We start from the raw sequence: 14,749 nt of genomic DNA, 5'->3' as shown, positions 1-14,749 counted from the left end.
CAGCCTTCCGATGCATCTCATTCCTGGAGCGCCTCCTCGCGCCGCGCACGGATCGTGGGCAGCATGATCAGGAGGACGGCGATGGCGGCTGCGGCGAGCAGGCTCGCCGAGAGCGGCGACGTCAGCAGCGCGGTGACGTCGCCGCGCGACAGCACCATGGCGCGGCGGAAGTTCTCCTCGATCGCAGGGCCCAGAACCAGGCCCAGGAGCAGCGGCGCCGCCGGCAGTTGCAGCTTGATCAGGACGTACCCGAACACGCAGAACACCGCGGCTTCGTAGACTTCGAAGGTTCCGCTGTTGATGGAGTAGACGCCGATCGAGCAGAACACCATGATCGCGGGGAACAGATAACGGTAGGGAATGGTGAGCAGCTTCACCCACAACCCGACCAGCGGAAGATTGAGGACCAGCAGCATCAGATTGCCGATCCACATCGAGGCGATCAGGCCCCAGAACAGGGTCGGGTTCTTGGTCATCACCTCGGGACCGGGATGGATGTTGTGGATGTTCATGGCGCCGACCATCAGGGCCATCACGACGTTGGAGGGAACCCCTAACGTCAGCAACGGAATGAACGAGGTCTGGGCGCCGGCGTTGTTCGCGGACTCCGGACCAGCGACGCCCTCAATCGCGCCCTTGCCGAACTGCTCGGGATGCCGCGACAGCTTCTTTTCGAGCGTATAGGAGGCAAAGGACGACAGCACCGCGCCGCCGCCCGGCAGGACTCCCAGAAGCGTGCCGAGCGTGGTGCCGCGCAACATCGCCGGCACCATCCGGCGGAAATCGTCCCGGGTCGGAAACAGATTGGTGATCTTCTGGGTGACCAGCGACAGCTTGTCGTCCTGCTCGAGATTTTTGACGATCTCAGCAAAGCCGAAGATGCCCATCGCCAGCGGCACGAAATCGAGACCGTCGAACAGCTGGGGAACGCCGAAGGCAAAGCGCTGGCTGCCGCTGTTGAGGTCAGTGCCGACGAGGCTCAGGAGCATGCCGAGCACGACCATGCCGATGCCTTCGATAAACGGACCGCTGGACAGCACCGAGGCCAGGATCAAGCCCAGGATCATCAGCGCGAAGAATTCCTTGGGGCCGAACAGCAGGGCAGTCGCCGTCAGCGGGCCCGCAAGGGCCGCAATGGCAAGCGTCGCCACGCATCCGGCAAAGAACGAGCCGATCGCGGCGGTGGCGAGCGCGACGCCGGCGCGACCCTGCTTGGCCATCTGATAACCGTCGATCGTGGTCACGACCGAGGAGGACTCGCCGGGCAGATTGACGACGATAGCCGTGGTCGAGCCGCCATACTGCGCGCCGTAATAGATTCCGGCGAGCATGATCAGCGCGGCATCCGGCGGCAGCGCGTAGGTGATCGGCAACAGCATCGCGATGGTCGCGAGCGGGCCAAGGCCGGGAAGCACGCCGATGAGCGTGCCCAGCAGACATCCGAAGAAGGCGTAGAGCAGGTTGGCAGGCTGGGCTGCCGTCGCAAAGCCAATAGCCAGATTGTGGAAGAGATCCATCGGTCGGCTCGTTCAGTTGAAGAGAGACGGCCAGACGGGCAGTTGCAGCCCGAGGCCATAGACGAAGACGGCAAGGCACAGCGCGATGAGCACGGCCGCATTCGTCAGTGCTCCGATCCAGGTGAACTCGTGACTGGCCCGGCTCGACACCATGATCAGGACGAACAGTGCGCCGATGAGGCCCAGCGGAAACAGCAGGGCGCCGAACAGGACCACGGATCCGGTCACCCAGGCGAGCCCCTTGAGGTCCCACTTGCGCAGCGCCTGCGGCTCCGCACTGGATTTCATGGCACCGAGGATCACGACGAGACCGATGGCGGCCAGCACAATTGCGAGCAGGCGCGGGAAATAGCCTGGCCCCATTCGCGCGACCGTGCCGGCGGGATACGACAGCGCCGTCACGAAGAAGAAGATTGCAAAGGCAAGAAACAGAGCGCCGCAGGCAAAGGCCCTCTGATTGCGAATGGCCAATCCTTTCATTCCCTTGCTCCTTCCTCGTTCGGTCGTCTCCCGTCCTGGCCTGCACCGCCCTCTGCGGCCCGCTCGTCGAGGACGTCCATCAGAACCGGCACGCCGATGGCACAGGCATGAACGCCGAGATGGGCGGTCATCTGGAGAACCTGAAGGATCTCACGTTGGTCGATGCCGAGCCGCAAGGCCCGCTTGATCTGCACCCGCAGCCCCGGCGGATTGAGCGCCGTGAAACAGGCGTTCAGTGCAATCGAAATCAGGCATTGCGAGCGCTGGTCGAGACCGCCTCCTTCGTGCCGGTCCGCGAGGAGATCCAGCAGGGCGGCGAAATAGCCGGGATCGCGCCGCAGCCATTGCTCGCAGAAGTCGGGCCAATCGCCAAACTGCGCGACATAGGCATCCCGCAGCGCGCGCTGCTCTTTCGTGAGGTCGGGGGGATCGACCGCGAGGCCCGCGTCTGCCAATTCCTCCGCGAGGATGCCGATGCCGATGTGGCAGCCGTCCAGCCCCTGGACCGTCGCGAGACGGAAGACGTCGACGATCTCCTGCGCCGTGGCCCCCTCTTCAAGCGCAAGGCGCAGGTGCAGCGCGAGGCCGGAGCGGAATAGATGCGTCGCGGAGCCATCGAGCGCAACGTAGATCAGCTCCCGCATCTTGGCAGACAGCGGTCCCATCTCCGCGGAATAGCCCGCATATTTGCCATAGGTCTGGAGAAATGTGGGATCGAAGCGCAGCAGGCCTTCCGTCCACGGCCGCCAGTAGCCGCGGGCCTTGATATAGGCGTCCTTCAGTTCCTGCTGTTCCGGCGTCAGTTGGGCCATCGCGCTTCCACCATCAGGCAATGTTCGTCAGGGTGATCCCGCCATCGACGGTGAGCACCTGCGCCGAGATGAACCCGCTCTCGTCGCTGGCCAGGAAACAGATTGCCTTTGCGATGTCGTCGACCGTGCCGAGCCGCCCCAGCGGCGTCCGCGCGATTCGGCGCGCGTCGAGCTCGGCGTTGCGGTTGCGCATCGTGCCTTCGGTCGGAATCGCCGAGGGCGCCACCGCGTTGACGCGGATGTTGCGCGCCCCGAGTTCGGCCGCAGCGGCCCGCGTGATGCCCATGACGCCGGCCTTGATGCCGCTATAGACGATGCTGTTCTTGGCCGAGATCAGGCCGGCCACCGAAGCGACGTTGACGATGGCGCCGCCGCGTTCCGCATCCATGACCTCCGCGGCGGCCTGGATACCCCACATCACCGCCTTGAAGCCGATGTTGAGCATGCGCTCGACAGTTTCCGGAGCGATGTCGGCAACCGACTGATAGCGGACCCAGGCCGCGTTGTTGACGAGGACATCAAAGCGCCCCTGTTGCTCGGCCAATCCAAGCACCGCCTGCCGCATGCCGTCGCGACTGGATACGTCCTGCGTGACGGCAATCGCGTTGCCGCCGGACGCCTTGATCGCGTCCACCGTGCCGCTGACGAATTCCGGCTTCAGATCATTGACGCCGACGATCGCGCCGCGCGCGGCGAGCTTCAGCGCCGTTGCGCGGCCGATGCCGTTGCCAGCGCCGGTGACGAGTGCAACGCGGCCGGCGAGCGTCTGATCCCTGGTCTCGGTCATGGCAAATCTCCTTCAAGCTCCTGCCTCGGCGAATGGAGCAACTTCCGATACGTAACGGCGGCCGAACGCGCTGATCAGCCCGCTGGCATCACCCTGCGCTTGCAGCGTGCGGATACGGCGCAGATGGCGATGCACGGGGACGTCCCATGTGAAACCCATGCCGCCATGGATCTGCAATGCGCCCTCGCTGATCGAGCTGCCATAGGTCGCTGCTGCCAGGAACGCCGCATCGCGCTGCACCGGACCACCATCGCCGGACAGGCTCCGGGTGATCGCATGGCGAATGCTCTCGAGTCCCAGTTTCTGCCGCGCCAATGCATGACGGATGGCCTGGTTGTAGGACAATGCGTGACCGAACTGGCGCCGTGTCGAGGCGTGCTCCTGCGCGAGCGACAGGCACGCTTCGGCAGATCCCAGGATGGCGGCGGCACGGAGCACGTTGGCGTCCGAGCTGAGCATGTCCCATGTGTTCGCCGGCAGTATCGAGCCCACCGGAACTTCGACCTTCTCCAGTCGCATCACATGCTCCGGCACCGTCAGGTCGAGGCCGGCCGCACCCTCCATCATGACACCTTCGGCATCGGTTGGGATTAGTGCCGCTGCGCCCGTCTCCATCCGCACCAGGACGTAGTCGACCTTCGCGGCGCAGGGCGCGCGCGCCACGGTGCTGCTCAGCACCAGGGATCCGCTCGCCTGCTCGGCGAGGGCCTCGCCCTGCCAAGCGATCGTCACCAGTTTCTCGCCGGAAACGATCGCGGCGGCCAGACGGGGCAGCGAAGACTGGAGCAGGCGACCGACGAGAACGGTCTCCAGCAGCGGAAATCCGAGCAATCCCGCATGAGCGGCGGCGATCACCGGCACCGCGAAGCCGAGCGGCAGAGCAAGTCCACCGACCTCCTCATCCGCGACCACGCCGAGCAGACCATCACCGGCGAGGTTTTGCGCCTGTTCGCGCACGTCCAAGCCGGCACATGCCGTCACGGCGCGTGCCGCGGTTGCCGCGAACTCGTCGGGCTGAAGTCCTTCACTGGCAATGGTCATCATTGTCCTCTTCGAAAACTGCTGCTCACTGAGCGAGATATCCGCCGTCGACGGGCAGGATGACGCCGGTGACATAGGACGCCATCGCGGAGGCGAGAAAGATCACCGGCCCTGCGATCTCGTCAGGTTGTCCCACACGCTTCAAAGGCGTGCGCACCATCAGACCGGACAGCCTGGCCGGATTGTCGCGCGTGCTCTCGCTCATCTCGGTCGCGATGATGCCGGGCGCGACGGCATTGACCCTGATACCATCAGGCGCGAGATCGCGGGCAAGCGCCTGCGTGAACAGCCTCACCGCACCCTTGGACGACGAATAGCCAAGCGCACCATTCATGCCGCCAAAGGCCGCAACGGACGCCACGTTGATGATGCAGCCCCGCGACTTGCGTAGCGCGGGAATGAAGGCATGAACCACGTTGAAGGTGCCATTGACGTTGACGTCGAAGACCTGGCGCCAATTCTCGTGGGCCCGCAGGCTGTCGATCGGCTCCCGGATGATGATTCCGGCATTGTTGACGACGACGTCCGTGGAGCCGAACGCCTCGTCCACGCGCTGCGCCACGTTTGCGCACGCCGAGGCATTGGTCACGTCGAGCGAACAGGCGATGGCCTCGCTGCCTCGGTGCCGTATCTCACGCGCAATGGAGTCCGCCCGGTTCTGTCGCAGATCCGTGACGACCACCCTCGCCCCGGCAGCAGCCACGCCCAACGCGATGGCGCGCCCGATTCCTTGGCCCGCTCCCGTCACCACGACGAGGAGATCCTTCAGCAAGCCCGCTTGGCTCTGGCCCTCGGACGCTGTCACTTGCCCCTCGAGAGTTGGAGGATCCGGTCTGCGATAATGCCGAGCTGGATCTCGGTCGTTCCGGCATAGATCGTCTCAGCACGTGCCTGGAGGTAGATGGCTTCGAACCGCCGCCGCGCCACCTTGATCGCCGGGTTATGCGGCAGCGACGCCTGTGAGAGCAGCTCGATCGCGAGCGCCGCAAAGCGCTGATGGGATTCGCTCCAATACAGCTTCGCCAGGCTGCCGCGCGCCCCGATCTTGTCGCCATTAACGAGCGCCTCGACCGCGGTCTCGACATGCGCTTTCAATACCTCGATCTCGACCACGACTTCGCCTAGCCGGCTTGCGTAGTGCCGATCCGCCATCATCGAAGACAGTACCGGGTCGGTCTTGCAGGCCGAAATCAGATGCCGCAGCTCGTTCTCAAAGCGCCAGGCGCGGTACATGCGGTTGGTTGCCCGCTCGATCTCCAGCACGCGGATGGCCGCGGCCCAGCCCTCGTCGGGCGCACCGATGGCATCCAGCTGTGCGACCTCGACTTCGTCGAAGAAGACCTCGCAAAAGCTCTCGCGGCCGTCGATCGACTTGATGGTCCGCACGCGCACGCCCTTCGCATCGAGCGGCACTGCGAACATGGCAAGGCCGCGATGGCGATCCTCCAGCGGCCCGGTGCGTGCGAGCACGAGACAGCGCTGGGCACGGTATGCGCCGCTGGTCCAGATCTTCTGGCCGTTGATCCGCCAATCGTCACCGCTTTGCGTGGCGCGGGTGCGAAGCCCGGCAAGGTCGGAGCCCGCCTCAGGCTCGGAAAATCCCTGGCACCAGACGTTGCGCATATCGAGGATCGCAGGCAGGAAACGCCGCTTCTGCTCCTCGGTGCCGACCGCAAGGATGATGGGGCCGGCGAGCTCCTTGCCGATCGAATTGACGCTTTCCGGCATGGCCAGCGCGCCGATCTCCTGATTGGCGATGAGATGTTCGCGCAAGGAGCGGCCATGCCCACCATAGGCCTGCGGCCAGGTGATCCCCGTCAGGCCGGCGCGATACATCGCCGCCTCCCAGGCGACAGATTGCTGGAGCGTGGGCGGCGCGAATGCGGCGCTGTCGCTGCGGAAGCTGGCAGGCAGGTTGGCATGCAGCCAGCGACGCATCGCATCGCGATAGACTTCACCCGTCAGGCTCTCGCCCGCGACTGCTTGCGTCGATACCGCTTCAAGTACACTCATCGCCCGTTTCCCGCCTTCACCATGCGGGCCGGCATGCCGACCCGACTGCCTGTTCCCTACTGCGACTTGAGAAGATCGCAGGCGCTCTCCGATGCCGGCCGCCACGCGTCCTCGGGCGCGATCGTGCCGATGATCTCGTAATAGTCGTAGGTGTATTTGGACTCGGCCGGAGCCTTGATCCGCGCGACATAGAGCGGACGCATCACCTGGCCGTCAGCCCTGATCGCGACGTTCTTCATCTCGAAATCGTTGACCTGCGTGTTCTTCATCTGCCGCATCACGGCATCGCCATCGTCGGAGCCGGCGGCGGCAACCGCCTTGAGGTAGTGCGTGATGGCGCTGTAGGTGGCCGCCTTGGCCTCGTTGAGAAGCTGACCGTTCGTCGCTTCGGCATAGCGCTTGGCAAAGGCACGGCTGTCCGGCGTCATGTCCCAGTAGAACGGCGTCGTCAGCCGCACGTTCTGCAGATCCTTAAGACCGATGCCATGCGTCTGGCTGATCATGAGGCCGAGCGGAACGAGCAGTTGCTTCCTGGTCAGCCCGAACTCCTGTGCCTGCTTGATCGCATTGGCGAAATCCGCCCCCGAATTGGCGAGCGCAATCGCCTTGGCGCCGCTGGCCTGTGCCGTCAGCAGGAACGAGGAGAGATCCGAGGAGTTGAGCGGATGCAGCACGGAGCCGACCACCTTGCCGCCGCCCGCCTCGATGAACTTCGTCGCATCCGCCTGCCAGGCCTTGCCGAAGGCGTAATCGACCGTCAGGAAAAACCAGCTGTCGATGCCCTGGGCGAGCAGAGCCTTCACCGTGGCCTTCGGCTGAGCATGGGTGTCGACCACCCACTGCGTGGTCATGGGCGAGCATTTGTCGTTGGTGAAGAACGAGCCCGCCGTGCCCGCCAGCATGTACGGCTTCTTGCGGTTCTTCATGATGTCCTGCACGGCCAGCGCGATCGACGAAGCCGAGCAGCCAACGATGGCGTCGACGCCTTCATTGTCGACCCAGCGCAATGCGATGGCGACGCCGATATCGGGCTTGTTCTGATCATCGGCGATCACGAGCTCGATCTTCTTGCCGTTGACCCTTCCGCCGAAATCGCCGACTGCGAGCTTGGCGGCAGCGACCGAGCCGAGGCCGCAATTGTCGGCATAGGGACCGTTCTGGTCGTTCATGATGCCGATCTTGACGACGTCGCCGGAGATACCCTGCGCGGACAGCGGCGCATTCGTGAGCAGCAGGGCAATCATGCCGAGCGCAGTGACCGTCGATCTCTTCACCGTTTCCTCCTGCTTTTGCTTTCCGCGTTTCCTCTGGGCCGGCTTCTGCGGCCTCTTGTGGTTTGAGTTCAGTGATGCCCCTGGACGGGAGTCTTGCCGTGCGGGATCAGCAGCGCGTCGAGCGCCACGGCCCCCTCGCCCTCCCCTCGCAGCAGCATCGGATTGACGTCGATCTCCGCAACCGTATCGGCATGCGCGGCGGCAAAGCGCGACAACGCGGCAACGGCCCGGGCCGCGGCTGCGAGGTCGGCACGCGGCCGGCCGCGCGCACCGTCCAGCACTGCGAACGCCTTGAGCGATCTCAGCATCGCCATGGCCTGCGTCTCGCTGACCGGCGCCATCTGCACGGCGGAGTCGTGGAGGATTTCCGCGAAGATGCCGCCGAGACCGACCATCACCACCGGCCCGAACACTGGATCGATGCGGCTGCCGAGGATCAGTTCGGCGACGCCCTTGGCCATCGGCGCCACGATCACGCCATCGATCGCCGCGTGCGGCGCCTTGGTAGCGACGCGATCGAGCATCTGGCCATAGGCGCGCCGGACGTCAGCTTCCGAACCCACGCCTACGGCCACGCCGCCCACCTCCGTCTTGTGCGGCAGATCCGGCGACGCGATCTTCAACGCCACCGGATATCCGATCTCGGTGGCGGCACGCACCGCAGCGTCCGCGTCCTGCACGAGACGTTCGGCCAGGATCGGAACACCGGCGTCGGCAAGCGCGCGCTTGGCGCCAAGCTCATGGCGGAAGGCGTCGGCGGCAAGCGGTTCTGCCCGCTGGACCGCAGCCGGCATGTCTTGTGGACGTTTTGCCGCGGCCTGCAACCGCACCAGCGCGGCGACGGTTGCGCAACAGCCGTCGAAGTTGGCGATCGTTGGAAAGCCCAGCGCGTGCAGCTCGGTCAGCGCATCCTCCGGGCCGTCGACGCACAGGATGATCGGACGGTGGGGGAATTGCGCGCGGATGTTGCGCAGCGTGTCCATGTAGATGGAGCGCAGGCGCGGCAGATGCAGCGAGAACGGCAGCGGCAGGATCACCGTGTCGGCGCGCTCGTCGGCCACGACGGCGGACATGATCTTCTCCAGGAGATCGGGTCGGCTCGACATCTGCGCGGTGGCATCGACCGGATTGCGGGCCGACGCGAACGGCACAAGCTCCAGAATCTTTCGTTGCGTCTCCTCACCAAGCTCGGGCAGCGACAGTCCGACGGCCTGCGCTGCATCCGCGATCAACACGCCGAAGCCGCCCGACGCCGTGAGGATCGCGATATCAGGGCCTTTCGGCAGCCGGTCCGGCAGCAGGATCGATGCGGCGTGGCCGAGATCGATGAGCTCATCGATGCTGCGAACGCGCACCGCGCCGCACCGGGCAAACAGCGCGTCGAACACCGCGTCCGATCCCGCCATCGCGCCGGTGTGCGAGGCCGCGGCGGCCTGACCTGCCGCCGACGTCCCGATCTTCATCGCGATGACGGGCTTGCCGGCACCGCGCGCCTCCTCAAGCGCCGAGATCAGACGGCCCGCATCGCGGCAGGCTTCGAGGCAGCACAGGATCACCTTGGTGGCGGGATCACGTGCCAGCCAGGCGATGCCATCGGCGATGTCGATGTCGCACTCGTTGCCCGTCGTGATGAAGCGGCTGACGCCGATGCCGCGCTCGCTGGCGAGGCGCATGGTGTAGCTGCCGAGATTGCCGCTCTGCGAGACGATACCGAGCAAGCCCGCGGCGGGCATGCTGTGCTCGAGCACGATCGAGAACGTCGCGATGCTCTTCTCGGCGACGCTAACCGCGCCGAGGCAGTTCGGGCCGAGCACGCGCATGCCGGTCCGGCGCGCGGCCAGCCGCAGCCGCTCCTGCATCGCGCGGCCCTGCTCGCCGAGCTCGGCAAAGCCGGAGGAGAACACGACGACGCTGCGGACGCCGCGAGCGGCGCACTGTTCCACCGCCTCGCTCGCGCGCTCCGCATCGACTGCGACGATCGCGAGATCCGGCGCCTCCGGCAGGTCGGCGACAGAGGCATAGGCCTGCAGTCCCTGCACCGTCGCGGCCTTGGGATTGACCGGATAGATGCGGCCGGCATAGCCGTGGCGGCGCAACAGGTCGACCGGCCGGCCGCCGATCTTGGTCGCCTCCTGCGAGGCGCCGATGATCGCGATCGACCGCGGCGACATCAGCGCGTCGAGACCTTCTCCCGGCCGCATCTCAGCGCCCCTTGAACACCGGCGTGCGCTTCTCGAGGAACGCCATCCGCGCTTCCTTGGCGTCCTCGGTCTTGGACAATGCCATCGTGATGTTCTGCTCGAAACGATAGGCATCGCGCGGCGGCATCAGCTCGACCATGTTCGCCGCGTTCTTGGCGTATTCCACCGCAATCGGGCTCTTTGAGGCGATCTCTCTTGCGATCTTCATCGCTTCGGGAAGCAGGTTCTCCTTGGTCGTGCATGCTTCGATGATGCCGAGGCGATAGAGCTCGGCGGCCGGCACGCGATAGCCGGTGAAGAACATGCGACGCATCAGCGAGCGGCCGAACAACGTGTTCAGCATGGCCGCACCACCGGCGAGCCCGACATTAATCTCGGGCATGCCGAACACGGCCTCCTCGCAGGCGTAGAAGATGTCGCAGGAGGCCATCAGGCCGACGCCTGCGCCGAGCGCAACGCCGTTGATCGCCGCGATCACCGGCTTCGAGCATTCGCGGATGCAGTTGCCGGTCTCGCGCGTGATCCGGTTGTGGCTGTGAAACGCGCCGATCTTTGCCGGGTCCGGACGATCCTTCAGATCCGCACCGCTGCAAAACACCTTTCCGGCACCGGTGAGGATCGCGACCCGGACGTCGGCGCGCTCAGATATCTCGTCGAATACGGCAACGATGCGCTCGCGCATGGCGCGATCGAGCGCGTTCACGGGAGGACGGTTCAGCGTCGCCAGCGCGATGTGATCGGACACTTCGAGGGTGACGATATCTCCTGACATGGCTTCCTCCTTGAGCTTCCATTCGTATTGCCTGCATTCCTGACCGATCGGTCAGCTTTCTGCGCTGATAACATCAACCACGGTGACTTGCAATACGCTGTCGATCTCCTATTGACCGACCGATCGGTCAGCCAGTAGGTTCAAGGCAAGCAAGAATGACCCAGAGGAGGACTTCGATGCCCAGGATCAGCCGCCGCCAAGCGGCAACCTTGATCGCCGGCGCCCTCGCCGCCCCGTTTGGGGCGCCTGCAATCGTCAGGGCGCGCTCGTCGCAAACGGTCTTCATCATCGTGCCCTACGCGCCGGGCGGCTCCATCGACAGCCTGATGCGCTCGATCGCGAAAGCGATGGCGGAAAACCTGGACCAGCCGGTCCTGGTCGACAACAAGCCGGGCGCCAACGGCATCGTCGGATCGCAATATGTAGCGCGCGCGCCGAAGGACGGATCGGTCCTGCTCGCCGGCGGCACCGGCCCGATCTCGCTGAACGTGCTGTTGCGCAAGGCCCTGCCCTACAAGCTCGAGAACTTCGCCTCGGTGGCCATGCTCTGCAACGGGCCGCTGTCGCTGACCGTGAATGCGAAGACACCCGCCACCGACGTGAAGAGCTTCGTCTCCTATGCCAAGGGGCGCGACAAACCGCTGTTCTACGCCACGCTCGGCCCGGGCAGCGTCACGCATCTGTTCGGCATCATGATGGGCAAGTCGATGGGATTTGCCGTCACTGAGGTCGCCTATCGCAACAATCCGGCCTCGATCGTGGAGACGCTGTCGGGAGAATGCGATCTCAACTTTGCGACGCCCGCGGCCGTCATCGAGCACGCGCGCAGCGGCCAGCTTCGCATCCTTGCGGTGTCCTCGGAGAAACGTATGGCAAATCTCCCCGACATCCCGACGCTGTCCGAATCCGGCTATCCGGACCTGACGGCTTCGTTCTGGACCGCGCTGCACGCACCGGCGGGCACGCCGCGTGAAGTCATCGCCCGGTTGAATGCGGCCGCGAACGCCGCGATGCAGAAGCCCGAGATCGCAAAGCAGCTCGAGACCGACGGCCTGATGGTCGATATCGGCGGACCGGAGCGGCTCGACGCCCAATTGACCAAGGACGCCGCGCTCTGGGGACCGGTGATCAAGGCGCAGAACATCGTATTGGAATGAGACGCGGCCGCCGCGCGCCGGTCAGCGCGACTTGCGCCGGCCTGCCTTGGGCGGCTCCTCTCCGGGAAGCTCGACAAGCTTGCCGCTTCGCAGGCCGTTGAAGATCATGTCGAAGAAGATCTCCGCGATCTGCTCCGGCGTTGCGGACTTGTTGGGATTGTACCACCGATGCATCCAGTTGAGCGAAGACAGGATCAGCCGGCCGGTCATGGGAACATCGACCTTGCGGATCTCGCCGGCATCGATGGCTTCCTGGATCAAGCCGCGCAGAAAATTCTCGAAGCGGTCGCGGCGCGTCAGTCGTTCCTTGTGCCGGTGCCGGTCGGGATCGTTCCAGAAGGCGGTTGTGGAGGCAATCCAGGCCCAGCGGTAGCGGCGGAAATATTCCGCTGTCGCGACCATGAAGGCGCGGATCTTCTGCGACGGCGGCCCGTCGGGAATGCGGTCGCGCACGAACAGATAGAGCTCGAGCGTCGAGCCGACCGCAACCCGCGCGTAGATCTCGTCCTTGTTGGAGAAATGATGATAGAGCAGCGACTTGGAGATGCCGCAGGCGAGCGCGATGTCGCGCATCGAGGTTCCCTCGAATCCCTTGCTGGCGAACAGCCGTCCGGCCTCGGCGAGGATCTGAAGCACGCGGTCCGAGGCCTCGGCCTGGTTCGCAACGCCATCCTTCATCGTCGACAGTTCAGTCATGAGGTCCGCAATCCATTCGTCAGTGTGGCAATCGAGAGCCTTTAGAATGAAACTAGTTTTTCACCGACCGATCGGTCAAGCCCGGCGATTCCATTGCGAGCAGCCATGAGCGCGGTCCGGATCACGCGCATCGGCGCGACAAAGGACCAGCTCGGCGAGAGCCCGGTGTGGGACGAACGCCGGCAGCGCCTCTATTGGATCGACGCGCTGGCCGGATTGATCCGCACGCTCGATCCCGTCACCCGCGCGGCCGAGCAGTTCAGCTTGCCCGCGCCGATCGGTTCGATCGCCCTGCGAAGCGACGGCGGCGCGGTCATCGCCCTGCGCAACCGATTTGCGCACTACGATTTCGACAGGCGCGCACTGACCGATGGTCCGTCGATTGGGCTCGACCATCCGAAGGTGCGGCTGAACGACGGCAAGGTCGATCCCTACGGCCGCTTCCTGGCAGGCACGATGCACGGCGACCGCGCTCTGGACGAGATGCCGCTCGGCGGTCTCTATCGCCTGGACGCATCAGGCGGGCTGGATCTGCTCGAGACGGACCTTGCCGTGAGCAACGGACCGTGCTTCAGCCCGGACGGAGAGACGTTCTATCTCGCGGACAGCGCCAGGCGGATCATCTGGGCTTACGACTACAGCCAGGATGGCCCGCTTCTGAACAAGCGCGTCTTCGTCGACACCGAGGCGCAGCAGTCCGGCTGCGACGGGGCAACGATCGATGCGGAGGGATACCTCTGGTCGGTCCTCGTGCGCATCGGCAAGATCGCGCAGTTTGCGTCAGACGGGACCATCGCGCGAACGATCGACATGCCGATCCGTCATCCGACCAGCGTGACTTTCGGCGGGCCCGATCTCGATGTTCTCTACGTGACGTCAATCTCGCGCAGCCACGCCCTCGCCGACGACCACCCCGATGCGGGAGGCTTGTTCGCCGTCGAAGGCCTCGGCGCACGCGGGCTGCCGGCGCACAGGTTTGCATCGGACTAGAGACCCCTCGGCTACTGCGCCGATCTCTTGATCTGCTTCGGCACGTTCTCCGCCATGTAGTCGATGAAGACCCTGATCTTTTCCGGCAGGTAGCTGCTCTGGAGAAACGCCGCATAGATCCCTTCGTCGAAGCTGGAGTTCGTCACCCGGAAATCCGGCAGCAGACGGACCAGACGTCCGCTCGTGAGCTCCTCCGTGACGGTGTAGTCGTCCAGCAGGGCGATGCCGTGCCCGGTGACGGCGAGCTCGCACAGGACCACGCCGTTGTTGCTACTGAGGGACGACGGCACGACGATCTCGCGCAGCCTGTTCCTGCGCATGAACTTCCAGACCACGTCGTCGGGGCCCATCCAATAGGTCAGGCAGTTGTGGCGCGTGATGTCCTCCGGCTCGCTCAATTTCGGCATCCGGCCGACATAGTCCGGCGAGGCCACCAGAATCCGCTCGCTCCGCAGCAGCCTCCGCTGCATCAGACCGGGATCCTTCGGCGCCGCGATCTGGAAATCGACGTCGAACTCGTCCTCGCGAAGCTGGGCGCGCCGTTCGGACAGGCGCAGCTCCACCTTCAGCTCCGGATAGAGCTTCTGAAAGCCCGGGATCAGCGGCGAGAGCACCTTGATGCCGAACAGCGTCCGCGAGTGCACCCGCAGTGTTCCGCGCGGCGCGGTCTGGAGCGAAAGCGCGGCGGCTTTGGCATCCTCGATACCGTGCAGCACCTGCTCGGTCCGCTGGAAGAAGATCTTGCCGGCATCGGTCAATCCGAGATGGCGCGTGCTCCGGTTGAGGAGTTGCACGCCGAGCTGCGTCTCGAGCTCGCCGATATAACGCGACACGGACGCCGGCGAGAGCCCGACGCGGCGCCCGGCCGCCGAGAAGCTGCCCTCGCGGACGGCGCTAACGAACAATTCCATGGCCTGGAGGCGGTTCATGATCTTTTCAGATTCTGCAAAGGACATGCTCAGATTACGTCAATTGTTCGAAAAACCTCAAGCCCCTAACCTGCTGAGAA

Annotated in this window: 14 protein-coding genes; 2 read left to right on the top strand and 12 right to left on the bottom strand. The window is 64.9% G+C overall.

Annotated features, from left to right (window positions below; translation table 11 throughout):
- Positions 1 to 17 precede the first annotated feature (17 nt).
- The 10 genes from V1286_RS06505 to V1286_RS06460 all read right to left on the bottom strand — a co-directional run bounded on the left by V1286_RS06505 (position 18) and on the right by V1286_RS06460 (position 10,897).
- Positions 18 to 1,517 carry a tripartite tricarboxylate transporter permease gene (locus V1286_RS06505; RefSeq protein ID WP_334478360.1) on the bottom strand — a complete coding sequence of 500 codons (1,500 nt, stop codon included), beginning with the start codon at positions 1,515 to 1,517 and terminating at the stop codon, positions 18 to 20.
- Positions 1,518 to 1,529: 12 nt separating this feature from the next.
- Entirely contained in the window at positions 1,530 to 1,997 is a 468-nt protein-coding gene (locus tag V1286_RS06500) for a tripartite tricarboxylate transporter TctB family protein (RefSeq protein WP_334478359.1), read from the bottom strand.
- Complete coding sequence (locus tag V1286_RS06495; protein ID WP_334478358.1) at positions 1,994 to 2,809, bottom strand: carboxymuconolactone decarboxylase family protein; 816 nt, start codon at positions 2,807 to 2,809, stop codon at positions 1,994 to 1,996. The genes V1286_RS06500 and V1286_RS06495 overlap by 4 nt, the downstream gene beginning before the upstream one ends.
- 13 nt (positions 2,810 to 2,822) lie before the next feature.
- A complete protein-coding gene (locus V1286_RS06490; RefSeq protein ID WP_334478357.1) occupies positions 2,823 to 3,596 on the bottom strand; it encodes an SDR family NAD(P)-dependent oxidoreductase in 774 nt (257 codons plus the stop codon).
- A gap of 12 nt (positions 3,597 to 3,608) precedes the next feature.
- Positions 3,609 to 4,640, bottom strand: coding sequence for an acyl-CoA dehydrogenase family protein (locus tag V1286_RS06485; RefSeq protein WP_334478356.1), 1,032 nt, complete (start codon positions 4,638 to 4,640; stop codon positions 3,609 to 3,611).
- Between the two features lie 22 nt (positions 4,641 to 4,662).
- Positions 4,663 to 5,442, bottom strand: coding sequence for an SDR family NAD(P)-dependent oxidoreductase (locus V1286_RS06480; RefSeq protein ID WP_334478354.1), 780 nt, complete (start codon positions 5,440 to 5,442; stop codon positions 4,663 to 4,665).
- Positions 5,439 to 6,650 carry an acyl-CoA dehydrogenase gene (locus V1286_RS06475; protein ID WP_334478353.1) on the bottom strand — a complete coding sequence of 404 codons (1,212 nt, stop codon included), beginning with the start codon at positions 6,648 to 6,650 and terminating at the stop codon, positions 5,439 to 5,441. The genes V1286_RS06480 and V1286_RS06475 overlap by 4 nt, the downstream gene beginning before the upstream one ends.
- 56 nt (positions 6,651 to 6,706) lie before the next feature.
- Positions 6,707 to 7,924 (bottom strand): ABC transporter substrate-binding protein, encoded by a 1,218-nt coding sequence (locus V1286_RS06470; RefSeq protein ID WP_334478351.1) that lies wholly within the window; start codon positions 7,922 to 7,924, stop codon positions 6,707 to 6,709.
- A gap of 68 nt (positions 7,925 to 7,992) precedes the next feature.
- Positions 7,993 to 10,125 carry an acetate--CoA ligase family protein gene (locus V1286_RS06465; protein WP_334478350.1) on the bottom strand — a complete coding sequence of 711 codons (2,133 nt, stop codon included), beginning with the start codon at positions 10,123 to 10,125 and terminating at the stop codon, positions 7,993 to 7,995.
- Between the two features lies 1 nt (position 10,126).
- A complete protein-coding gene (locus tag V1286_RS06460; protein WP_334478348.1) occupies positions 10,127 to 10,897 on the bottom strand; it encodes an enoyl-CoA hydratase/isomerase family protein in 771 nt (256 codons plus the stop codon).
- A 176-nt stretch (positions 10,898 to 11,073) separates the two neighbouring features.
- On the opposite strand from V1286_RS06460, the gene V1286_RS06455 reads away from it, so the two are divergent.
- Entirely contained in the window at positions 11,074 to 12,054 is a 981-nt protein-coding gene (locus V1286_RS06455) for a Bug family tripartite tricarboxylate transporter substrate binding protein (RefSeq protein ID WP_334478346.1), read from the top strand.
- 21 nt (positions 12,055 to 12,075) lie between these two features.
- On the opposite strand, the gene V1286_RS06450 is transcribed toward V1286_RS06455, so the two are convergent.
- Positions 12,076 to 12,750: a TetR/AcrR family transcriptional regulator gene (locus V1286_RS06450; RefSeq protein WP_334478344.1), complete on the bottom strand. Its 675-nt coding sequence runs from the start codon at positions 12,748 to 12,750 to the stop codon at positions 12,076 to 12,078.
- Between the two features lie 105 nt (positions 12,751 to 12,855).
- Between V1286_RS06450 and V1286_RS06445 the strand changes: the two genes are divergently transcribed.
- Positions 12,856 to 13,740: an SMP-30/gluconolactonase/LRE family protein gene (locus V1286_RS06445; protein WP_334478342.1), complete on the top strand. Its 885-nt coding sequence runs from the start codon at positions 12,856 to 12,858 to the stop codon at positions 13,738 to 13,740.
- A gap of 11 nt (positions 13,741 to 13,751) precedes the next feature.
- On the opposite strand, the gene V1286_RS06440 is transcribed toward V1286_RS06445, so the two are convergent.
- Positions 13,752 to 14,669 carry a LysR family transcriptional regulator gene (locus V1286_RS06440; RefSeq protein WP_334478340.1) on the bottom strand — a complete coding sequence of 306 codons (918 nt, stop codon included), beginning with the start codon at positions 14,667 to 14,669 and terminating at the stop codon, positions 13,752 to 13,754.
- Positions 14,670 to 14,749 lie beyond the last annotated feature (80 nt).

It is taken from the genome of Bradyrhizobium algeriense, from assembly GCF_036924595.1.
Taxonomy (GTDB): Bacteria; Pseudomonadota; Alphaproteobacteria; order Rhizobiales; family Xanthobacteraceae; genus Bradyrhizobium; species Bradyrhizobium algeriense.
The sequence above is the reverse complement of the archived record's forward strand: the minus strand, read 5'-3'. Positions and strand labels throughout refer to the sequence as shown.